Genomic DNA, 22001 nt, shown 5'->3' on the forward strand with positions numbered 1-22001 from the left:
AGTCGACGTGTGCGTAGTGACGGTTTTCCGTTTCGTACTCGACGTGCGCGGTGTTGATGGTGATGCCGCGTGCCTTTTCTTCAGGAGCCGCGTCGATCTGGTCGTACGCCTTGGCTTCACCGCCGAATTTCTTCGACAGAACGGTTGCGATTGCAGCCGTCAGGGTGGTTTTGCCGTGGTCAACGTGACCGATGGTGCCGACGTTGACGTGCGGCTTGGTCCGTTCGAATTTACCTTTTGCCATTTTGATCTTCCTTTAAAAGAACGACTTATTTATGTTTTTAAGCGTCGGCGCGGACCATGAGGTCCGCGCCAGGACGCGATTTTTTATTACTGAATTACTTGGCTTTTGCGGTGACGATTGCGTCGATCACGTGCTTAGGCGCTTCCGAGTAGTGCTTGAATTCCATCGTGTAGGTTGCACGGCCCTGGGTCGCCGAACGCAGCGAGGTCGAGTAACCAAACATTTCCGACAGCGGAACTTCGGCCTTGATGATCTTGCCGCCGCCGCCCGGGATTTCGTCCATGCCCTGCACCATGCCGCGACGGGACGACAGGTCGCCCATCACGTTACCGGCGTAGTCTTCCGGCGTTTCCACTTCCACGGCCATCATCGGCTCGAGGATGACCGGGTTCGCCTTGCGGCAGCCGTCCTTGAATGCCATCGAACCGGCCATACGGAACGCGTTCTCGTTCGAGTCGACGTCGTGGTACGAACCGAAGGTCAGCGTGACTTTCACGTCGACGACCGGGTAACCAGCCAGCACGCCGGTGGTCAGGGTTTCGCGCACACCCTTCTCGACTGCAGGGATGTATTCGCGTGGAACCACACCGCCCTTGATGGCGTCGATGAACTCGAAGCCCTTGCCCGGCTCTTGCGGCTCGATCGACAGGACTGCGTGACCGTACTGACCACGGCCGCCCGACTGCTTGACGAACTTGCCTTCGACGTCGGTGACTGCCTTGCGGATGGTTTCGCGGTAGGCAACCTGTGGCTTGCCGACGGTTGCTTCCACGCCGAATTCGCGCTTCATGCGGTCAACGATAATTTCCAGGTGCAGCTCGCCCATACCACCGATGATGGTCTGGCCCGATTCTTCGTCGGTACGCACGCGGAACGACGGATCTTCCTGTGCCAGGCGGTTCAGGGCCAGGCCCATTTTTTCCTGGTCGGCCTTGGTCTTCGGCTCGACAGCCTGCTGAATGACCGGCTCAGGGAAGACCATCTTTTCCAGCGTGATGATGGCCGAAGGATCGCACAGGGTTTCGCCCGTGGTCGCTTCTTTCAGGCCGACAGCGGCGGCGATGTCGCCGGCGCGGACTTCCTTGATCTCTTCGCGCTGGTTCGCGTGCATCTGCAGAATACGGCCCAGACGTTCCTTCTTGCCCTTGACCGGGTTGTAGACGGTGTCGCCCGAATTGACCATGCCCGAGTAGACGCGGAAGAAGATCAGCTGGCCGACGAACGGGTCGGTCATGATCTTGAATGCCAGCGCAGCGAACTTCTCGTCGTCGGCAGCCTTGCGGGTGACCGGCTGGTCGTCCTCGTCGGTACCGGCGACTGGCGGAATGTCGACTGGCGATGGCAGGTATTCGATGACCGCATCCAGCATGGCTTGCACGCCCTTGTTCTTGAACGCGGTGCCGCACATCATCGGGACGATTTCCGACGCGATGGTACGCTGGCGCAGGGCGGCCTTGATCTCGGCTTCCGACAGTTCGCCTTCTTCCAGGTACTTGTTCATCAGCTCTTCCGACGCTTCAGCGGCGGTTTCGACCAGCTTTTCGTGCCATTCGTTGGCTTGATCAACCAGTTCGGCCGGGATGTCGCGGTAGTCGAACTTCATGCCCTGCGAAGCGTCGTCCCAGATGATCGCTTTCATCTTGATCAGGTCGACCACGCCCAGGAAGTTCTCTTCCGCGCCGATCGGGATCTGCAGAGGAATCGGGTTTGCCTTCAGGCGAGCGCGCATCTGCTCGTAGACCTTGAAGAAGTTCGCACCGGTACGGTCCATCTTGTTGACGAAGGCCAGACGCGGGACTTTGTACTTGTTAGCCTGGCGCCACACGGTTTCCGACTGTGGCTGCACGCCGCCGACTGCGCAGTAAACCATGCAGGCGCCGTCCAGGACGCGCATCGAGCGCTCGACTTCAATGGTGAAGTCGACGTGGCCCGGGGTGTCGATGATGTTGATGTGGTGCGGCTCGAAGTTACCGGCCATACCCTTCCAGAAGCAGGTCGTCGCTGCCGAGGTAATGGTGATGCCGCGTTCCTGCTCCTGCTCCATCCAGTCCATGGTAGCGGCGCCGTCGTGCACTTCGCCGATCTTGTGGTTCACGCCGGTGTAGAACAGGACGCGTTCGGTGGTGGTGGTTTTACCAGCATCGATGTGAGCGGAAATACCGATGTTGCGGTAGCGCTCAATGGGGGTCTTGCGTGCCATAATTTTTCCTAAATCTTTGAATGGACAAAACCGGGCGGCATCTTGGAGTCAAAATGTGCCCGGCCTGAACAACAACTGATACTGCATGGCCGCACCCCCGGGGGGGCTGGCCTTTTTATTAGAAGCGGAAGTGCGAGAACGCCTTGTTCGCTTCAGCCATACGGTGCACTTCGTCACGACGCTTCATTGCGCCACCGCGCATTTCAGCCGCTTCCATCAGTTCACCGCCGAGGCGTTGTGGCATGGATTTTTCGCTGCGCTTGTTTGCGGCTTCGCGCAACCAACGCATGGACAGCGCCATACGACGGACCGGACGAACTTCCACTGGCACCTGGTAGTTGGCGCCGCCGACGCGGCGGGATTTCACCTCGACCATCGGCTTGCAGTTGTTGATCGCGGCCGCGAACACTTCCAGCGGGTCCTTGCCCGATTTCGACTGGATATGTTCAAACGCACCGTAGATGATGTTTTCAGCGACCGACTTCTTGCCGGACAGCATCAGAACGTTGACGAACTTGGCGACATCGGTATTGCCGAATTTTGGATCTGGCAGGATCTCGCGCTTGGGTACTTCACGACGACGTGGCATTTCAATTCCTTTATCTTCAGTTGAGTGCTTGTTCCGCACTCGCGAGGGCCATCATGACCACTCACTTACTCGGCCTTCCGGCCGGCTCAACTTAACGTTTAAATGTGACCTCGATATGACCGAGACCGCAGATGATTACTTCTTGGCGCCAGCTTTCGCGCGCTTCGCACCGTACTTCGAGCGAGCCTGCTTACGGTCTTTCACGCCCTGGGTATCCAGTGCGCCGCGGACCATGTGGTAACGCACACCTGGCAAGTCTTTCACACGACCGCCGCGCAGCAGCACGACCGAGTGTTCCTGCAGGTTGTGGCCTTCACCGCCGATGTACGAAATGACTTCGAAACCGTTGGTCAGACGCACTTTGGCGACTTTACGCAGTGCCGAGTTCGGCTTCTTTGGCGTGGTGGTGTACACACGGGTGCACACGCCGCGCTTTTGCGGGCAGTTTTCCAGTGCCGGCGACTTGCTCTTCACAACCGCGGCAACGCGCGGCTTGCGAATCAGTTGATTGATGGTTGGCATCGTTCCTAATCCAACAAAGTACTACAGTTGATGACCCGGACATGACGCCCGGGGACTGAAACCTAGTCCCGAGTTTCCGCTAGCGGAGGCGACGAAAGCCACTCACCGAAGGAGCGGCTGCGAATGCGTAAGCGATGTGCAGAATAAATCGAGAACTCGCGAGTATAGACTCCTCGCAAAATGCGGTCAACCAATTTGCTGATTTTCTGGGCAGCGGCCCCGTCGAAAGGGCGAACGGTTGTGGTAGCAGTGACACAATTGACAGCCATGCCAGCCGCATCCTTGCATGTGAGGAATAGCTTTCCCGGCGGTGATAAGCGGATAATGGCCGACTTTCCCCGGCCCTTCGTCCTGCATGCCGCCTTTCATTCCGCCTCTCATCCGACCGCTGCTGCGCCCCGCCAACCTGACGCTCGTGCTGACCTACCTGGTTTTGTCGCTGGTGCCGCTGTTCCCGCTGGCGCTGGGCCTGCCCGTTGCAGCCCCTGCCCGTCTCGTTGGCATGGCCGTGTTCGCCTGGATCGGCGCCTGGGCGCTCTTCAAGCGGCCCGCGTATTTCCACTGGCTGCTGCTGCCTGCCTTCCTCGCCCTGCCGGCCGAACTCTACCTGTATGCGTATTACGGCCAGGGCATCTCGACCCACCACCTGGGCATCATGGCGGAAACCAGCCCCCTGGAAGCCATGGAATACCTGGGCGGGCGCGTGTGGCTGATGCTGGCGGTGCTGGTGGCCGTGGTCGCCTGGTGGGCCGCCAGCTACCGGGCAGCCCTCGCCACGCGCGACCTCGACTGGAACGACCGCTCGCGCTGGCTGGTGCTGGGTGTACTGGCAGCGGCCGCCGCCCTGGCCGCCTATGGCCTCAAGGCCGGGGCGGCACCAAAGGCGGACGCGATGCGCCTCGACACGGCAGGCCAGGCTTCCGCCGCCACCCTGCCGCCGCTGCCCCGCTGGGCGCAGCCGCCCTTTGACCTCAAGGCCTTCGCCGGCTCCTGGCCCTTCGGCGTGGCCGTGCGCGGGCTCGACTTCTACAAGGAACGCGTGTACCTGTCCGCCCTGCACGAGCGCAGCGCAGCATTTCGCTTCGGCGCCGTCCAGGCCGATCCCGCGAACACGCCGGACGTGATCGTGATGGTGCTGGGCGAATCGGCCCGCTTCGATCGCTGGAGCCTGAACGGCTATGCGCGCGACACCAATCCCCTGCTCGCCAGGGAAGCGAACCTGGTGACGCTACAGGACCTGATCACCTCGGTGTCCGCCACCCGCCTGTCGGTGCCGGTCATCATCTCGCGCAAGCCGGCAATGCAGAGTTTGAAAGACGGGTTCACGGAAAAATCCTTCCTCAGCGCCTTCCGCGAAGCCGGCTATAAAACCTTCTGGCTGTCGAACCAGATCTCTTTCGGCAAATTCGACACGCCGGTGTCCGTGTTCGCCAAGGAGGCGGACGAGGTCGAATTCCTGAACCTGGGCGGCTTCACCAACCACTCGAACCACGACGAGGTGCTGCTGGCGCCTTTTGGGCGTGCGCTGCAGGACCCGGCGCCGAAAAAGTTGATCGTCCTGCATACGCTCGGCAGCCATTGGAACTACGCCCAGCGCTACCCGGCTGCCTTCGACCGCTGGAAGCCCTCGCTGGCGGGCGTGGCGAAACCGGTGCTGACCGACGGCGCCATCGAGCCGCAACTGAACAACAGCTACGACAACTCGATCCTGTACACCGACTGGTTCCTGGCCCAGCTGCTCGAGCGCCTCAAGGCGGACGACCGGGCGGCGGCGCTGATGTACGTGGCCGACCACGGCCAGACCCTGTACGACGGCGCCTGCCGCCAGGTCTTCCATGGCCACAACAACCAGCACGAATTCCACGTGCCCGCCTTCGCCTGGTATTCGGACACGTATGGAGAACGCTTCCCGGACAAGGTGGCGCAGCTGCGCGCGCACCGAAAGGCGCGCCTGTCGACGGAGAACATGTTCCATACGCTGGTCGACCTGGGCGACATCCGCTATCCGGGCGAACGCCTGGACCGCAGTATCGCCAGCAGCCGGCTGGCACCCCATAAGCGTTATGTGGACAGCTATGGCTGGACCGATTACGACGACGCACGCATGAAGGGCGATTGCCGGGAAGTGATTGCGAACGGGACGCCGCTGCCGCGCAGGTAATTCACAGATGCAGTACGAGAGATGTCAATTCAGACTACGACGTAAATAATGCCAACAAAAATTAGCGCCCTAAAAACTGTTCTCAACGTATATATGATCAATCAACACCTATTGGCAACCAAATGAACCTTCCGCTCCAGCTTTTTGGTTTTGTTGACACTCCCAATGGCCGCGCTCACGCAATTTTAACTAGAGATCAGGACCGCCCTAATGAAGCAATGCTTCAATGGTATGGCACTGAAATACAGGCTGGAGGTGTTCTTATGGAGATATTGTCGACTTCAGCTAAAAAATTTACACTTCGCCCGCTACGGTTCTATGAGCTGGATGCAGGTGGAGGCTTATTTGCGCCATCGCACATTTCAAACTTTGCGGAACTCATGAAATATTCAGCTGAGCTTTCCGTTCAAGCCGCACACCTTGCAGGAGTTTGGCGTAATCATCTCGGAGAATTGCGAGAAATAAGTTTCGCTTTAAAGACTCCTGAATTACGAGTTCGCGCTAAAAAATTAAAAACCTGGAGTGATTTTAAAAAGTGGGCAGGCGATCAACGTCGGAATGGAGAATATGAGGACTTTCGCGGCCATGGAAGCGATCAATTTGCACTTTCATCGACGTTACATAGGGCAGGTCGTGCCCGCCTCGAAAGATTTTGTTATGAGACAGTTCCCCATTTTCGAGGACTTGCTGAGGCAAATTTAGATATCAGATTTAAACCTGGGGATGCCGATGATTTCTCGGTCGTTTTGGGTCTAGCGCAACATCACGGTTTGCCTACACCTTTACTAGACTGGACCGCTTCCCCATATGTTGCAGCCTTTTTTGCGTTTTCGGATGCTTTAGAGAATTTGCAAAATCGACCTAAGCACAAGCATGTGCGAATATTTGCCTTAAGCAGAGAGGTAGCTAAACATGCGCCCGCGCACGTGACTCTTACGCTACCATCGCCCAACATTTCCCATCTTTCTATTTCGCCTAGAAAAAATCCACGCTTACTTGCGCAACAAGGCCGTTTTTTATTAACAAATATTGCGAACTTAGAATCGATGCTATGTTCAATCGAAAAAGATTCAGGGAAGAAATTGATTACTGCTGTCGACATACCGATCGATTGCGCTGCCGAGGCACTTGAGGATCTTTATTACATGGGCTTATCCGGCGCAACCATGTTTCCTGGCTTAGATGGTGTTTGCAAAATGATGAAGCATCAAATGGCTTATAGAGGACCAAGCGCACAAGCTGCACCATTACCAGAACCTCCTACGGAGCAATTACGATCATCCGAAAGTCAAAGCTGAAAATAGCATTTACGTTTAGCCACATTAATCGTGAACCTATATTAACAGCTATGGCTGGACGGATTGCGACGATGCCCGCTTCAAGGGCGATTGCCGCGAGGTGATCGACAAGGGGACGCCCCTGCCGCGCAAATAAGAGCGCCTTTTTGCCGGCCATGTGTGGCGTCCGCTGCACAGCGAGCCCGGCTACGTTCGTTTGCCCACATACCGTCATGCCCGGCTCTGTCAGGATGAAAAAACTGACATTCAACCGAGTCGATTGACGAGAAAGGAAGGCACGATGAAACGCGCGTTCGCGGCATCCCTGATGGCCATGGCCATTACCGGCGCCTGGGCCCAGCAGGGCGACGGCACCCAGGTCTCCATCAACAGCAACATCTTCAAGCCCAACAAGGTGGACCCGACGCCCGAGCGCATGCGCGGCATCAAGGCGCCGCCGGGCTTCACGGTTACGCCCTTCGCCACCGGCCTGAAGAACGCGCGCATCCTGGCGGTGGCGCCGAATGGCGACGTTTACCTGTCGCGGCGCGACCAGGGCGACGTGCTGCTGCTGCGCGATGCGAACGGCGATGGACGCGCCGACGGCGCCCCCATCACGGTGGCCAACCGCGCCGGCGCCCATGGCCTGGCGATCCGCGACAACAAGCTGTACCTCATCACGGTGAAGGAAGTCTTCGCCGCCGACATCAAGCCCGACGGCCGCCTGGGCGAATTGAAAATGCTGATTGGCGACCTGCCCGATTCCGGCCAGCACCCGAACCGGACGATCGCCTTCGGACCGGACAACATGCTCTACATCAGCGTGGGCAGCACCTGCAATACCTGCAACGAGAGCAATCCCGAAAACGCGACCCTGCTGCGCGCTTCGCTCGACGGCAAGCAGCGCAGCATCTTCGCCAGCGGCCTGCGCAACCTGATCGGCTTTTCCTGGCATCCGCAGACGGGCGAGCTGTGGGGCCTGGACCACGGCATCGACTTTTTAGGGGACAACCAGCAGCAGGAAGAACTCAACAAGATCGAGCACGGCAAGCAGTACGGCTGGCCGCACGTGTACGGCGCCAACGAGATTTACCCGCAAAGCACGCCGGTCGGCGAACTGACCAAGCAGCAGTGGCGCGACCGCAGTACGCCGATGGTGATGGGCTATACGGCGCACGCGGCGCCGATGCAGTTCGTGTTCGCCAACCGGAGCACCTTCCCCGCCGAGTACCGCGGCGACGCCTTCGCCACCATGCGCGGCTCCTGGAACCGCAACCCGGCCTCCGGCTACGAGATCGTGCGCGTGCGCTTCGAGAACGGCCAGCCGAAAGCGATCGAACCCTTCGTCACCGGCTTCCTCACCGACGGCGGCAAGACCCATATCGCGCGCCCGGTCGGCCTCGCGTTCGCGAAAGATGGATCGATGCTGATGGCGGACGACGGCAACGGCGTCATCTACCGTATCGCCTACTCAGGCAACGGCGCGGGCAGCGGCAAGCCGCCGGCCGGTGCGGCCGCGACGGCGCCGGCCGGGCCGATGAAGGAGCAGGCCAACAAGGGCAACGGTGTACCGCTGGCAAACAAGCGGGCCGAAACCCAGTCGGCCGGCACCCTGTCGGTGTCCTCGCCGAGCTTCCGCCACCAGGGCATGATGGACGAGAAGTACAGCGAATACGCGGACGGTGTCTCGCCGGCGCTGTCGTGGAAGGCAGTGCCGAACGCGAAGTCCTACGCCATCGTCATGGAAGACCCGGACGCGAAGCCGGTCACGCCCTTTGTCCACTGGCTGGCCTGGAACATCCCGCCGCACATTACCAGCGTGCCCGAAGGCGTGCAGGAACAGCCGCGCCTGTCCGATCCGGACGGCGTGCTCCAGGGCCGCAACACGCGCGGCTCGATGGGCTATTTCGGGCCGAAGCCGCCGGTCGGCGACGCCCCGCATCACTACCACTTCCAGGTGTATGCGCTGGACAACATGCTCGACGTACCGTTCGGGGCGGACCGCGACACGCTGCTCAAGGCCATGCAGGGGCATGTGATCGGCAAGGGGGAGGTGATCGGGCGGTATGGGCAGAAGCAGAAGCCGCAGAAGTGATGCGTCCGGTAGTGGAGCTGCTGCTGCACTGTTAGCGGTTCCTCCAATCTGCGTGGGCACGGCGTGCCCACCCTACGAGACACGTTAGCTGGTCCGGGGTTTGCATGAGCTCGCCACTACGGGTGACCGTAGGGTGGGCATTCATGCCCACGCGGATCATGCGCACCGATAACGCCACAGGCAACAGCCCCACGATGTACGCACACCACCCCGGACACGCCCGTGTCCGCGTACGTACGCCCCTGCGCGTACGGACACCCCGGACACCCCGTCCGCTTGCCGTCCACCCCAACAAATCAAGCACTTAGCTGCTGGCACGGATCGTGCAACAACGACCGCATTCACGTCGTTATCGAAACCATCATGATCCGCGATACATCCCATCAAGACACCGTCGTCGCCGCGCCGCCGGGACAGCAACTGAAACGCCGCGCCCTCTGGATCGGCGGCGCCGTGGCCCTGGCCGCCGTGGCCGCCTTCCTGCTGTCCGCCTGGGGCGACAGCGAACATTCCGTCAGCGCCAGCCGCCTGCGCATCGCCGAAGTCGGGCGCGGCACGCTGGTGCGCGACGCCTCGGTCAACGGCCGCGTGGTCGCCGCCGTCAGCCCGACCCTGTTCTCGACCGCCCCCGCCACCGTCAACCTGAAAGTGGCGGCCGGCGACACCGTCAAAAAAGGCGATGTACTGGCCGTGCTCGAGTCGCCCGACCTGTCCGACGCCCTGAAACGCGAGCAGTCGACCTACGAACAACTGAAAGCCGAAGTCGCGCGCCAGCAGATCCTGTCGCGCAAACAGAAGCTGCTGGCCCAGCGCGAGGCCGACGTCGCCGAGATCGACCGCCTGTCCGCCCAGCGTACGCTGGAACGCTACGAGAGCGTGGCGCAGGTCGGCGTCATTGCCAAGATCGACTACCAGAAGGCGAAGGATGCGCTGAACTCGGCCGGCATCCGCGCCAAGCACGCGGCCCAGGCGGCGAACCTGGAAGGCGACGACGTGGCGCTGGCGATCCGCACCAAGAGCAACGAGATGGAGCGTGCGCGCCTGTCGATGGCGAACGCCCAGCGCCGCGTCGACGAGCTGACCGTGCGCGCGCCGGTGGACGGTTTCATCGGCACCCTGAACGTCCAGAACCGGATGGTGGTCGCGGCCAATGCGCCCCTGATGACCCTGGTCGACCTGTCGCGCCTGGAAGTCGAACTCGAGGTCCCGGAAACCTATGTCTCGGACATGGGCATCGGCATGACGGCCGAAATCGCCCTGCCTGCGGGCACGGCCACGGGCAAGCTGGTCGCCCTGTCGCCGGAAGTGGTCAAGAACCAGGTGCTGGCCCGGGTGCGTTTCGACGGCGAGCAGCCGAAGGGCCTGCGCCAGAGCCAGCGCGTCACGGCGCGCCTGCTGATCGAGGAAAAGCCGAATGTCGTGATGGTGGCGCGCGGGCCGTTCGTCGAGAGCGAAGGCGGCCGCTTTGCCTACCGCGTCGAGAACGGCGTCGCGGTGCGCACCCCGATCCAGCTCGGCGCCACCAGCCTCTCGTCCATCGAAATCCTGTCCGGCTTAAAACCCGGCGACAAGGTCGTCGTCGCCGGCACCGATACCTTCGAAAACGCCGCACGCGTTTCCATTAATCGCTAACAAGAACCAAACCCTCTCCTGAAAGGACATCCCATGCTGCGCATGACCAACCTCTCCAAGGTGTACCGCACCCACATGATCGAGACCCACGCGCTGCGCGGCTTCGAGATCCAGGTCAACAAGGGCGAATTCGTCACCGTCACCGGCCCGTCGGGTTCGGGCAAGACCAGCTTCCTGAACATCGCCGGCCTGCTCGAGGAATTCACCAGCGGAGAATATGTGCTCGACGGCGTCAACGTGAAGGGCATGAACGACGACGCGCGTTCGCGCCTGCGCAACGAGAAGCTCGGCTTCATCTTCCAGGGTTTTAATCTGATCCCCGACCTGAACCTGTTCGACAACGTCGACGTGCCGCTGCGCTACCGCGGCTTCAATGCGGCCGAACGCAAGGAGCGCATCGAGGACGCGCTGGCGAAGGTGGGCCTGGCCTCGCGCATGAAGCACTTCCCGGCCGAGCTCTCGGGCGGCCAGCAGCAGCGCGTGGCGATCGCACGCGCGCTGGCCGGCTCGCCGAAACTGCTGCTCGCCGACGAACCGACCGGCAACCTCGATACGCAGATGGCGCGCGGCGTGATGGAGCTGCTGGAAGAGATCAACGCGGCCGGCACCACGATCCTGATGGTCACCCACGACCCGGAACTGGCCGTGCGCACCCACCGCAACGTGCACATCATCGACGGCCAGGTGTCGGACCTGGTGCGCAAGGGCCCGACCCTGGCCGCGGTCAGCAACGCGGCCGGCGCCACCGCAGTGTAAGGGAGCCAACATGTTCAGCTATTACTTCAAGCTCGGCGTGCGCAGCCTGCGCCGCAATCCGGCGCTGACCGCCCTGATGGTGCTGACGCTGGCCATCGGCGTCGCCGCCAGCGTCTCGACCCTGACAATTTTGCACATGATGTCGGGCGACCCGATCCCGCACAAGAGCGACCGCCTGTTCGTGCCGATCTTCGACGTCGCTCCGCTCGAGGGCTACAACCCCGGCGAGAAGCTGGGCGAAAACCAGGTCACCTACAAGGACGTGGTGAACCTCCTGAAGAGCGGCCAGGGCGTACGGCGCACCGGCCTGTACGGGATCGCGGGCCCGATCGAGCCGCCGCGCAAGGAACTGCCGGTCTTCATCGGGCCGGGCCTGGCGCCGACGCGCGACTTCTTCGCCATGTTCGACGTCCCCTTCCTGCACGGCCAGCCCTGGAGCGCGCAGGACGACGAGCGCGGCGCCGACGTGGTCGTGCTCAGCCGCGAGATCGCCGAGAAGCTGTACGGCACGGCCAACCCGGTCAGCCAGCGCCTGAACCTGCTGGGCTTCCCGTACACGGTCGTCGGCGTCATCGACAAGTGGAACCCGCAGCCGCGCTACTACAAGCTGGTCGGCGGCGAACAGTTCGGCGACAGCGAGGATTTCTTCATCCCGCTGGCCAGCGCCATCCGCCACGAAACCACGCATAACGGCGGCATGAACTGCTCCGAACGCTCCGATCCGGGCTACCAGGGCACGCTGCGTTCCGAATGCACCTGGTTCCAGTTCTGGTTCGAGACCGAGTCCGCCGCCGACCGCGCCGAACTGAAGAACTACCTCGACAACTACGCCGCCGAGCAGCGCAAGCTGGGCCGCATGAAGCGCGCCGCGCCGATCGGGCTGTACAACGTCAACGAGTGGATGGAAGAGCGCGAAGTGGTCGGCAAGGACACGAAACTGTCGGCCTGGCTGGCCTTCGGCTTCCTGCTGCTGTGCCTGGTGAACACGATCGGCCTGCTGCTGGCGAAGTTCTCGGTGCGCGCCGCCGAAGTCGGCATCCGCCGTGCGCTGGGCGCCTCGCGCCGCGAGATCTTCCGCCAGTTCCTGATCGAGAGCGCGGTGGTCGGCCTCGCCGGCGGCGTGCTCGGCCTGGTGCTTGCCTTCGGCGCGCTGGCCCTGATCGGGATGGGCAGCCGCGAAGTGGCCGCCGTCGCCCGCATGGACCTGACGATGCTGGCGGTGACCTTCGCGATGTCGGTGCTGGCCGCGGTGCTGGCCGGGCTGCTGCCGACCTGGCGCGCCTGCCAGGTGACGCCGGCCCTGCAACTCAAGTCGCAATAAACATAAGAGAGACACATCATGGAAATCCGTCCTATCCTGTCCGCGCTCCTGCGCAACAAGACCGGCGCCATCCTGGTCGCGCTGCAGGTGGCCCTCAGCCTGGCGATCCTGGCCAACGCGCTGCACATCGTCAGCGAGCGGCGCGAAGCCTCGGCCCGCCCGAGCGGCGTCGCCGAGGAGCAATCGGTGTTCGCGATCAGCGTGCGCAACCTGTCGAGCGGCAGCCCCGAGCAGCAGCTGGCTACCCAGAAGCGCGAGATCGACGTGATCCGCGCCGTGCCCGGCGTGGTCTCGGCGGCCAACGTCAACCAGATCCCGATGTCGCAGTCGGGCTGGAACAACAGCGTGGCGATCGACCGCAAGCAGGTCGACGAATCGGCGCCCTCGTCGTTCTATTTCTCGCCCGATTCGCTGATCAAGACCTGGGGCCTGAAGCTGGTCGAAGGCCGCGACTTCCTGCCGGGCGAGTACGTCGACATCGACGCCAACACCGAGGTCTTTCCGCGTCACGTCATCATCACCAAGGCCCTGGCTGAAAAGCTGTGGCCGGGCGTGCCCGCCACCGGCCGCACGATGTACTTCGGCACCGGCGAAGATGCCATCGAGGTGCAGGTGGTCGGCGTGGTCGAGCGCCTGCAAACCCAGAGCGCGCAGGTGACCGAACGCGGCGAGTTCTCCAGCATCGCGCCGATGCGCATCTACGGTAACCACCCGGGTGCGCAGTACACCATCCGCGCCGAACCCGGCCAGATCGAGCGCGTGATACGCGACGTCGAGGCGGCCCTGCGCAAGGCCTCGCCGACGCCGGTGGTGCTGGAATCGACCACCCTCGAAAAATACCGCAAGGACCGCTACCGCGCCGACCTGGCGCTGTCGTGGATGCTGGTCACGGTCAGCGTGCTGCTGCTCCTGATCACGGCCAGCGGCATCGTCGGCATGGCCAGCCTGTGGGTCACCCAGCGCCGCAAGCAGATCGGCGTACGGCGCGCGCTCGGTGCGAAGCGTTCGGATATCCTGCGCTACTTCGTCACCGAGAACTTCATGATCACCAGCGCCGGCGTGGTCGGCGGCGTGCTGCTCGGGGTGGCGCTGAACCAGCTCCTGGTGAGCAAGCTGGAGATGGCGAGACTGCCGCTCGAATACCTGGTGGCCGGCGGCGTCGTGTTCTGGTCGCTGGGCGTGATCGCGGTGTACGGCCCGGCCTGGCGCGCGGCGAGTATTTCGCCGGCGCTGGCAACCCGCAGTGCCTGATAGCAACGGAGCGATGTTATCCTGACGCCCATGCCTACCGTACTCATCATTGACGACAACGCCGCCGTCGGCATCGCCCTCGACGTGCTGTTCTCCCTGCACGACATCGCGGCCCTGCATGCGGCTTCGCCCGAGGAAGGGCTGGCGCTGCTGGCGCGCGAGAGCGTCGACCTGGTGATCCAGGACATGAACTTCACGGCCGACACCACCTCGGGCGAGGAAGGCGTGGCGTTATTTCGGCAGATCCGGTCGCTGTACCCGGATCTGCCTGTCATCCTGCTGACCGCCTGGACCCACCTGGATGCGGCGGTCGACCTGGTCAAGGCCGGAGCGGCCGACTACCTGCCCAAGCCCTGGAACGACGAGCGCCTGCTGGCCACCGTGACGAACCTGATCGAACTGGGCCAGGCCAACCGCGCGCTGCTGCAGCGCGTGGGCCGCGAGCGGCGCGAACGGCGCGAGCTGGAAACGCAGTACGACCTGCGCGGCCTGGTCTGGGCCGACCCGGCCACCGAGCGCGTGCTGCAGCTGGCCTGCCAGGTGGCGCGCGCCGATGTCCCGGTGTTGATTACGGGCCCCAACGGCACCGGCAAGGAACGCATCGCCGAGATCATCCAGGCCAATTCGCAAGTCGCCAGCGGCCCCTTCGTGGTGCTGAACTGCGGCGCCCTGCCCTCGGAGCTGATCGAGGCCGAGCTGTTCGGGGCCGAAGCCGGCGCCTACACGGGCGCCACCCGCGCGCGCGAAGGAAAATTCGAGGCGGCCGACGGCGGCACGCTGTTCCTCGACGAGATCGGCAACCTGCCGCCCGCCGGCCAGATGAAACTGCTGCGCGTGCTGGAGACGGGGCGTTTCGAGCGGCTCGGCTCGAACCGCGAGCGGCAGGTGAAGGTGCGGGTGGTCAGCGCCACGAATGCGGACCTGGCCGCGATGATCCGCGCCGGCAGCTTCCGCGAAGACTTGTTCTACCGTTTGAATGTGATCGAGCTGCGCCTGCCGCCGCTGGCTGCGCGCCCGCTCGACATCCTGCCGCTGGCCGCCAGCTTCCTCGCGCCCGGCAAGCGTTTCGATCCGGGCGCCGAGCGCGCGCTGCTGGCACACGCCTGGCCCGGCAATGTGCGCGAACTGAAAAACGTGATGGCGCGCGCCAACCTGCTGGCCCAGGGCGACACCATCCGCGCACCCGACCTCGGCCTGCCGGCCGCCCCGGCGCAGGCGCAGCCGCTGGCCCTGGAGGCGGAACCCGACCGCGAGGCGATCGCCGCCGCGCTGGCGCGTGCCGGCGGCGTGGTCTCGCAGGCGGCCGCCGAACTCGGGCTGTCGCGCCAGGCCCTGTACCGCCGCATGGAGCGCCTGGGCATCGAGCGTCCGTAATTGCCCATGCGCGCCGCTTTTCGCCTGTCTCTCGTCACCCGCTTCTCGGCCCTGGTCGGCACCCTGCTCGCGGTCGGCATCGTCATCGCCCTGACGCTCGACCACTTCCTGCCCGGGCGCCCCGTGCTGGTGGCGGGCCTGTGCCTGGCCTGCGTCGTCCCGATCGCCATCATCACCGTGCGCTCGCAGGTGCAGCCCATCCTGTCGCTGTTTCGCGCACTCGAGGGCACGGTGACGAGCTACCGCGACGGCGACTTTTCGTTCAGCCTGCACTGGCCGCAAAACGACGAGCTGGCCGACCTGATCCGGGCCCACAACGAACTCGGCAACGTGCTGCGCGAGCAGCGCCGCGACCTGGTGCAGCGCGAACTGCTGCTCGACACCATGGTGCAGAACACCCCGGTGGCGATGTTGCTGGTGGCCGATGCGCCGCAGCGCGCGGGCACGGTCGTCTACGCCAACCTGGCCGCGCGCCAGCTGCTGGCCGACGGCCGCAAGCTCGAAGGCCACGGCCTGCAGGAGCTGCTGGCGCAGGCCTCGCCGGCTTTGGGCGAAGCGTTAGAACGCGGCGGCGACGGCCTGTTCACGGCCGGCGAGGGAGAAGACGAGCAGGTCTACCACCTGGCGCGCAGCCACTTCAGCCTGAACGGGCGCCGCCACGAACTGCTGCTGCTGCGCCACCTGACGGCCGAACTGCGGCGCCAGGAAGTGCAGACCTGGAAAAAGGTGATCCGCGTGATCAGCCATGAACTGAACAATTCGCTGGCGCCGCTCGCCTCGCTGGCCCATTCCGGGGCGGAGCTCGTGCGGCGCGGCCAGACCGAGCGCCTGCCGCAGATCCTGGAAACCATCGGCGAGCGCACGCGCCACCTGGAAAGCTTCATCCTCGGCTACGCGCGCTTCGCCAAGCTGCCGACCCCGCGCCTGGAGCGCTGCGCCTGGGCGCCCCTGGTGGCGCGGCTGGCCTCGCAGGTCAGGTTCCGGGTGGTGGGCGAACTGCCCGCGGAGCCGGCCCTGGTCGACCAGGCGCAGCTCGAACAGGCGCTGCTGAACCTCCTCAAGAATGCCCACGAATCCGGCTCCGATCCGGACGCGGTCGAACTGCAGGTGCGCCGCGTGCAGGACCTGCTGCGCATCGAAGTGACCGACCGCGGCAGCGGCATGAGCGAGGCGGTGCTGACCAATGCGCTGGTACCCTTCTATTCGACCAAGCGCAGCGGCACCGGCCTGGGCCTGGCGCTGTCGCGCGAGATCGCCGAGGCGCACGGCGGGCGCATCCTGCTGTCGAACCGCGAGGGCGGCGGACTGGCGGTGACGCTGATCCTGCCGGCGGCCTGAGCATCGAAGGAACTCATATGCTGAAGATCATCGGGAAAGCGAGCTCCATCAACGTGCGCAAGGTGCTCTGGACCTGCGTCGAACTTGGCCTGCCCTTCGAGCGCGAGGAGTGGAGCGAGGCCCACGCCGCCCTCAATCCCAACCGCATGGTGCCGGTGCTGGTCGATGACGACTTCGTTCTGTGGGAGTCGAACGCGATCTGCCGCTACCTGTGCAACCGCCATGGCGGCGCAGCCCTGCTGCCGGCCGACGCGGCCCAGCGCGCGCGGGTCGAGCAGTGGATGGACTGGCAGGCGACGGAGCTGAACAACGCCTGGCGCTACGCCTTCATGTCCCTGGTGCGCCGCAGCCCCACGCACGGCGACCCGACGCTGGTCGCGGCCAGCGTCGCGGGCTGGAACCGGCACATGGGGCTGCTCGACGCGCAGCTGGGCGCGACCGGCGCCTGGGTGGCGGGCGACGCCTTCACGCTTGCCGACATCGTGCTGGGCCTGTCGGCCAACCGCTGGCTGATGACGCCGATGGAACGGCCCGCCTACTCCCATGTGGCGCGCTGGCTGGAGCGGCTCGCTGCGCGCGAGGGCTTCCGCCTGCACGGGCGCAACGGCATTCCCTGAAGCCCCCTCTGGTAAGATCGGCCTTCACTGCCGCTTCTCCACCATGTCCAGCAAGCCTCCCCCACTCGATCCCCGTTTCGCCCAGCCGGGCCACCCGCCGGCCACCATCACCGAATTCGAGGGCGTGCGTTCGCTGCACCTCGGCACCTCGTGGGAACAGGGCGCGATGCGCCTTTCTCGCCCGGACGCGATCGAACTCGAATACGTGCAGATGATGATGGCCTGGCTGCTGTTCCTGCCGAACCCGCGCCGCATCGTGCAGCTGGGCCTGGGCAGCGCGGCGCTGACCAAGTTCTGCTACCGCCGCTTCCCGGACGCGCAGGTGACCGCGGTCGAACTCAATCCGAACGTGATCGCCATCTGCCGCGCCCTGTTCGAGCTGCCGCCGAACGATGCGCGCCTCGATGTGCAGGGGATGAACGCGCTCGACTTCGTGCTCGATCCGCGCCACCACGGGCAAATCGACGTGCTGCAGGTCGACCTGTACGACGAAGAGGCGCGCGGCCCGGTGCTCGATACGCCGGAGTTCTACCAGGGCTGCTTCGACTGCCTCGCCCCGGACGGCATCATGACCGCCAACGTGTTCGGCGAGTCGGGCAACTACGACAAGAACCTGGCGGCGATGATCGACGTCTTCGACGCCGTGGTCTGGCTGCCCGAGGTCCACGACGCGAACATCGTCGTCGTCGCCTTCAAGCGCTCCCCGCAGCTGGACTTTTCGACCCTGTACGAGCGCGCGGGCGAGATCCGGCGGCGCTTCAACCTGCCGGCCAGGGACTGGGTGGACGGCTTGAAGGAGTGGATGCGGGATCAGGCGGGCTAATCGTTTCGCACGGCTATCCATACGCCTGTTGAACGCGTGGGCGGCGCATGCGTCACGTGGTTTCAGATTGCCCGGTGGAGCCGACCACCCTGCGTCCTGCTGCACCCGTCCTCTGTTGTCAACACAACACACCCACCCCCTTTCTCCCGCCCGCCTTGCCCCAGCGCAAACCCTAAAGAGTTACCACGAGCAAGATTCCTCCGTCACTGACCCTGTTCAAGAGGAACCACGATGCGCCACAACCCATTGCAATTGACCCTGCTCGCCGCCGCCCTGCTGGCTGCCTACCCGCATGCGCAAGCGCAAACGCCGGCGCCCGACGAGGACGCGATGCAGAAAGTGGTCGTGGTCGGTTCGCGCGCGGGCGCACGCTCGGAACTCGACACCGCCGTACCGGTCGGCCTGGTGAGCGCAAAAGACCTGGCCTCGACCGGCACCCTCGAACTGGGCAAGGCGCTGCAGGAACTCGACCCCTCGTTCAACTTCAGCACCACCTTCATCAGCGACGGCACCGACATCATCCGCCCTGCCACCCTGCGCGGCCTTGGACCGGACCAGTTGCTGGTGCTGGTCAACGGCAAGCGCCGCCACCAGCAGGCGCTGGTCAACGTCCAGCAGACCGTGGGCCGGGGTTCGGCCGGCACCGACATCAATGCGATCCCGATGGCGGCGATCAGCCGCATCGAGGTGCTGCGCGACGGCGCCGCCGCCCAGTACGGCTCGGATGCGATCGCCGGCGTCATCAACATCGTCTTGAAGGAAGGCGCGGGCAAGGGCCTGGCCAGCATCAGCGGCGGCACCAGTTCCGAAGGCGACGGCGACACCTATGGCGCCAGCGCCTGGCGCGGTTTCGCACTGGGCTCGGCCGGCGGCTTCATGAGCCTGGCCGTGGAGGGCCGCCGCCGCGGCGAGACCAACCGCGCCGGCGTCGACACGCTGCGCGTCGATCCTCCGCGCGTCACCCAGCGCATCGGCGACAGCCTGGCGAAGGACGTCCACCTGTGGACCAACGCCATGCTGCCGGTCGGCCATGGCGGCGAGCTGTACTGGTTCGGCGGCGCCTCGCGCCGCACCGGCGACGCGGCCGGCTTCTATCGCCCGAAGGACGACGCGCGCAATGTGCCGGCGGTCTATCCGCAAGGCTTCCTGCCGAACATCCTGACCGAGGTGCGTGACGGCTCGCTCGCCTTTGGCTACCGCGCCGACCTGGGCGGCGACTGGAAGTTCGACGCCAGCTTCAATCACGGCCGCAGCGAACTGGTGTTCAACGAACGCAACTCGATCAATGTCAGCTACTGGTACGAACCGAACTGCGCCTGCAGCGTGACCGGCGAGTCGCCGCGCGAGGCCTATACGGGCACGCTCGGCTTCCAGCAGTCGACCTTCAACTTCGACCTGAAAGGGCCGGTGCGCTTCCTCGGCCAGCAGATCTTCGTGGGCGCCGGCTTCGAGTACCGGCGCGACAGCTACCGCATCGAGGCCGGCGAGCCGGTCTCTTACCAGTACGGCCGCACCAACAATCCCGCCATCGTCATCCGCGACCAGCACGGCGGCATCGCCCAGGCCGGCATCCAGGGCTTCCCCGGCTATACGCCCGCCACCCAGGTCTACGAGGGGCGCCACAACACCGCGTTCTACATCGACACCGAACACAAATGGAGCGAGCAGCTGACCCTGGGCTCGGCCCTGCGGCACGAACGCTACTCCGACTTCGGCAATACCACGACGGGCAAGCTGATCGCGCGCTTCGACCCCAGCCGCGCCTTCGGCCTGCGCGCCAGCACCTCGACCGGCTTCCGGGCGCCGTCGGTGCAGCAGAAGTTCTACAGCTCGGTATCGACCAACCTGAACAACGCCGGCGTGCTGACCGAAACCCTGACCGCGCGTGAAGGCAGCGCCGTGACCCAGGCGCTCGGCATCGCGCCGCTCAAGGAGGAAAAGTCGCGCAGCGCCAGCATCGGCATGGTGCTGCGCCCGGCGGCCAACTTCTCGGTGACGGCGGACCTGTACCGCACCGACATCATTGATCGCATCGTCTTCTCCAGCACCATCTCGCCGGAGAGCGGCGCCTGCACGACGGCCGCCGCCTGCCCGATCCGCGCCGTCCTCGGCCCGCTCCGGGTCGGCCAGGCGCAGTTCTTCACGAACGCGATCGATACCGAAACGCGCGGGCTCGATGTCGTGGCCGAGCACACCACGCGCGACCTCGCTGCGGGCACGCTGGTGCTGTCGGGCCAGCTCGGCTTCAACCGCACCAAGGTCAAGGCGCGCCGTTCGCAGTCTCCCGTGCTCTCCGGCGCCCAGCTCTTCGACGACGCCCAGGTGACGCTGATCGAACGCGGCCAGCCGCGCCAGCACCATGTGGTCGCGGCCGACTACACGCGCGGCGCCTGGAACGCCAATGTGCGCGCCAACTATTACGGCGAGGTGCAGGGCCAGGGCTTCACGGCGCCTTTCGTCCAGACCTGGAAGGGCAAGTGGCTGCTCGACCTGTCGCTGCGCCACGCGTTCAGCCGCAGCCTGAGCCTGTCGGCGGGCGTGAACAACGCCTTCGACACCATGCCGACGCGCTGGGACACGACCCGCGCCGCGCCCTTCCCGCAGATGGGCTTTACGCACTGCTGGGAGACCTGCCCGTTCGGGATCAACGGGCGGACCATGTATGCGCGGGCGGAGTACGCGTTCTGACCGGGATGCGGGGCGCCAGCGAGGACCTGTACCGATACCCGTCACGTACTGCTCGGTGCGCATCCTGCGCGTGGCAAACCCGACGGCCGTGCCTGCCGACAGCAAGGGGAGCCGCTGCGATTCACAATCCGTAGCCGCTGGCCTTCAGGATCGCCGCTGGATCGCGCAGTTCGAGCAGCTCCCGAATGGCGGCGGGTTTGTCGGGTGCGCGCGCCACGTAGGCTTCGGCGATACGCATGCCGATCCAGTAGCCGGCTTCGTAAGGCCATCCTTCGGGCGCCGAACCGTAATTCGCGAGCCAGCGCCGAAAGCGCGGACTGGCCATCGGTTTGCGCACGCTCTCGCTGTCCGCCAGCATGGCTTGGCGGTCGCGCTGGAACTCTTGCCACAGCCAGGATTCGCGCTGGTGCGCCCATGCGTCGCGCTCCAGGTCCGGCACCGTTCCGGTGACCAGGCTGGCCAAATACTCGGCGACGCCCTCGCGCAAGGACTGGCCCAACAAGGGATCGGCCAGTTCCTGCGGCGTTCTCTCCTTCTGCCAGGTGTGGACCGTTTCATGCGCAAAAAAATCGCGCATGGTGGTGCGGAACTGCGCGGGCGTGGTACCCGGCAGGCAGGTGACCTCCAGGCCGATCACCTGCGCCTCGGCGTTCGCCGTGCCGCCCGAGTTACCGGCGCCGAATACGATGTGGATGGCGGGCAGCGGACGTTCCGGCAGCAGGCCGGCATACGCCAGGTAGATTGCCCGCAGGTCGCTGCGCAGGGCAGGCAACTGGGGCAGGCACTCGCGGATGGCGTAGCGATAGTGTTCGGGCCTGGCGGCAACCGCCTGCGCCAGGCGCTGCGCGTCGACGATCCGGTTCGGCGTAAAGATTTTGACGCCGGGTCCGGCGCCATCGAGGTAATCGCGTTGCAGGATGTCGGCCGTGGGCAGGGCGCCATCCTTCATCAGCGGCGCGAAGCGCAGCGCGTCGCGCGCGTCGATTTCGGCTGTCAGGGGAGCGACACCGGCACCAGGGGCCGGTGCGGGGACGGGAGCCGCCGTGGCCTGGTGTGCCAGTACGGCAGCAGAAAGAAGAGCGGCAAGCTTGTTCATCGTCGTCATGATCGGTT

At 64.4% G+C, this 22001-nt stretch carries 17 protein-coding genes; 12 read left to right on the forward strand and 5 right to left on the reverse strand.

Annotated features, from left to right (window positions below):
• The 4 genes from ACWCIA_RS19900 to rpsL form a co-directional block, all read right to left on the reverse strand.
• On the reverse strand, nucleotides 1-244 hold a 244-nt coding region (locus tag ACWCIA_RS19900; protein ID WP_229515617.1), incomplete at its 3' end, for a GTP-binding protein.
• Nucleotides 245-338: 94 nt separating this feature from the next.
• On the reverse strand, nucleotides 339-2444 hold the full coding sequence (gene fusA / locus ACWCIA_RS19905; protein WP_454166102.1) for an elongation factor G: 2106 nt from the start codon (nucleotides 2442-2444) through the stop codon (nucleotides 339-341).
• A 118-nt stretch (nucleotides 2445-2562) separates the two neighbouring features.
• Entirely contained in the window at nucleotides 2563-3033 is a 471-nt protein-coding gene (gene rpsG, locus ACWCIA_RS19910) for a 30S ribosomal protein S7 (protein ID WP_454166104.1), read from the reverse strand.
• Between the two features lie 135 nt (nucleotides 3034-3168).
• On the reverse strand, nucleotides 3169-3555 hold the full coding sequence (gene rpsL, locus ACWCIA_RS19915) for a 30S ribosomal protein S12 (protein ID WP_056336781.1): 387 nt from the start codon (nucleotides 3553-3555) through the stop codon (nucleotides 3169-3171).
• 355 nt (nucleotides 3556-3910) lie between these two features.
• Here rpsL and ACWCIA_RS19920 point away from each other — a divergent pair, with 355 nt between their 5' ends.
• From ACWCIA_RS19920 to ACWCIA_RS19975, 12 genes are all read left to right on the forward strand, one after another.
• Nucleotides 3911-5716: a phosphoethanolamine transferase gene (locus ACWCIA_RS19920; protein ID WP_454166106.1), complete on the forward strand. Its 1806-nt coding sequence runs from the start codon at nucleotides 3911-3913 to the stop codon at nucleotides 5714-5716.
• A gap of 122 nt (nucleotides 5717-5838) precedes the next feature.
• The gene (locus ACWCIA_RS19925) at nucleotides 5839-7014 is read left to right on the forward strand and encodes an FRG domain-containing protein (protein ID WP_454166108.1); all 1176 of its coding nucleotides are present in this window, start codon (nucleotides 5839-5841) and stop codon (nucleotides 7012-7014) included.
• Between the two features lie 280 nt (nucleotides 7015-7294).
• Nucleotides 7295-9088: a YbhB/YbcL family Raf kinase inhibitor-like protein gene (locus tag ACWCIA_RS19930; protein ID WP_454166110.1), complete on the forward strand. Its 1794-nt coding sequence runs from the start codon at nucleotides 7295-7297 to the stop codon at nucleotides 9086-9088.
• 363 nt (nucleotides 9089-9451) lie between these two features.
• Nucleotides 9452-10720: an efflux RND transporter periplasmic adaptor subunit gene (locus tag ACWCIA_RS19935; protein ID WP_454166112.1), complete on the forward strand. Its 1269-nt coding sequence runs from the start codon at nucleotides 9452-9454 to the stop codon at nucleotides 10718-10720.
• Between the two features lie 33 nt (nucleotides 10721-10753).
• Nucleotides 10754-11476: an ABC transporter ATP-binding protein gene (locus ACWCIA_RS19940; protein WP_454166114.1), complete on the forward strand. Its 723-nt coding sequence runs from the start codon at nucleotides 10754-10756 to the stop codon at nucleotides 11474-11476.
• 10 nt (nucleotides 11477-11486) lie between these two features.
• Nucleotides 11487-12797, forward strand: a complete 1311-nt coding sequence (locus tag ACWCIA_RS19945) for an ABC transporter permease (RefSeq protein ID WP_454166116.1) — start codon at nucleotides 11487-11489, stop codon at nucleotides 12795-12797.
• An 18-nt stretch (nucleotides 12798-12815) separates the two neighbouring features.
• Nucleotides 12816-14048: an ABC transporter permease gene (locus ACWCIA_RS19950; RefSeq protein WP_454166118.1), complete on the forward strand. Its 1233-nt coding sequence runs from the start codon at nucleotides 12816-12818 to the stop codon at nucleotides 14046-14048.
• Between the two features lie 30 nt (nucleotides 14049-14078).
• On the forward strand, nucleotides 14079-15422 hold the full coding sequence (locus ACWCIA_RS19955; RefSeq protein WP_454166120.1) for a sigma-54-dependent transcriptional regulator: 1344 nt from the start codon (nucleotides 14079-14081) through the stop codon (nucleotides 15420-15422).
• 6 nt (nucleotides 15423-15428) lie between these two features.
• Nucleotides 15429-16760 carry a sensor histidine kinase gene (locus tag ACWCIA_RS19960; RefSeq protein ID WP_454166121.1) on the forward strand — a complete coding sequence of 444 codons (1332 nt, stop codon included), beginning with the start codon at nucleotides 15429-15431 and terminating at the stop codon, nucleotides 16758-16760.
• A 17-nt stretch (nucleotides 16761-16777) separates the two neighbouring features.
• On the forward strand, nucleotides 16778-17377 hold the full coding sequence (locus tag ACWCIA_RS19965) for a glutathione S-transferase family protein (protein WP_454166123.1): 600 nt from the start codon (nucleotides 16778-16780) through the stop codon (nucleotides 17375-17377).
• 43 nt (nucleotides 17378-17420) lie between these two features.
• A complete protein-coding gene (locus ACWCIA_RS19970) occupies nucleotides 17421-18200 on the forward strand; it encodes a spermine/spermidine synthase domain-containing protein (protein WP_454166125.1) in 780 nt (259 codons plus the stop codon).
• Between the two features lie 231 nt (nucleotides 18201-18431).
• Nucleotides 18432-20888, forward strand: a complete 2457-nt coding sequence (locus ACWCIA_RS19975; RefSeq protein ID WP_454166127.1) for a TonB-dependent receptor plug domain-containing protein — start codon at nucleotides 18432-18434, stop codon at nucleotides 20886-20888.
• A 121-nt stretch (nucleotides 20889-21009) separates the two neighbouring features.
• Here the strand turns inward: ACWCIA_RS19975 and ACWCIA_RS19980 are convergent, their stop codons facing one another.
• Nucleotides 21010-21993 carry a gliding motility protein GldB-related protein gene (locus ACWCIA_RS19980; RefSeq protein WP_454166129.1) on the reverse strand — a complete coding sequence of 328 codons (984 nt, stop codon included), beginning with the start codon at nucleotides 21991-21993 and terminating at the stop codon, nucleotides 21010-21012.
• Between the last annotated feature and the right edge of the window lie 8 nt (nucleotides 21994-22001).

This window comes from Massilia sp. SYSU DXS3249, from assembly GCF_053668055.1.

Coding starts and splice junctions, on each gene's coding strand:
- fusA (WP_454166102.1), bottom strand. CDS start 2,444: ATGGCACGCAAGACCCCCATTGAGCGCTACCGCAACATCGGTATTTCC.
- rpsG (WP_454166104.1), bottom strand. CDS start 3,033: ATGCCACGTCGTCGTGAAGTACCCAAGCGCGAGATCCTGCCAGATCCA.
- rpsL (WP_056336781.1), bottom strand. CDS start 3,555: ATGCCAACCATCAATCAACTGATTCGCAAGCCGCGCGTTGCCGCGGTT.
- ACWCIA_RS19920 (WP_454166106.1), top strand. CDS start 3,911: ATGCCGCCTTTCATTCCGCCTCTCATCCGACCGCTGCTGCGCCCCGCC.
- ACWCIA_RS19925 (WP_454166108.1), top strand. CDS start 5,839: ATGAACCTTCCGCTCCAGCTTTTTGGTTTTGTTGACACTCCCAATGGC.
- ACWCIA_RS19930 (WP_454166110.1), top strand. CDS start 7,295: ATGAAACGCGCGTTCGCGGCATCCCTGATGGCCATGGCCATTACCGGC.
- ACWCIA_RS19935 (WP_454166112.1), top strand. CDS start 9,452: ATGATCCGCGATACATCCCATCAAGACACCGTCGTCGCCGCGCCGCCG.
- ACWCIA_RS19940 (WP_454166114.1), top strand. CDS start 10,754: ATGCTGCGCATGACCAACCTCTCCAAGGTGTACCGCACCCACATGATC.
- ACWCIA_RS19945 (WP_454166116.1), top strand. CDS start 11,487: ATGTTCAGCTATTACTTCAAGCTCGGCGTGCGCAGCCTGCGCCGCAAT.
- ACWCIA_RS19950 (WP_454166118.1), top strand. CDS start 12,816: ATGGAAATCCGTCCTATCCTGTCCGCGCTCCTGCGCAACAAGACCGGC.
- ACWCIA_RS19955 (WP_454166120.1), top strand. CDS start 14,079: ATGCCTACCGTACTCATCATTGACGACAACGCCGCCGTCGGCATCGCC.
- ACWCIA_RS19960 (WP_454166121.1), top strand. CDS start 15,429: ATGCGCGCCGCTTTTCGCCTGTCTCTCGTCACCCGCTTCTCGGCCCTG.
- ACWCIA_RS19965 (WP_454166123.1), top strand. CDS start 16,778: ATGCTGAAGATCATCGGGAAAGCGAGCTCCATCAACGTGCGCAAGGTG.
- ACWCIA_RS19970 (WP_454166125.1), top strand. CDS start 17,421: ATGTCCAGCAAGCCTCCCCCACTCGATCCCCGTTTCGCCCAGCCGGGC.
- ACWCIA_RS19975 (WP_454166127.1), top strand. CDS start 18,432: ATGCGCCACAACCCATTGCAATTGACCCTGCTCGCCGCCGCCCTGCTG.
- ACWCIA_RS19980 (WP_454166129.1), bottom strand. CDS start 21,993: ATGACGACGATGAACAAGCTTGCCGCTCTTCTTTCTGCTGCCGTACTG.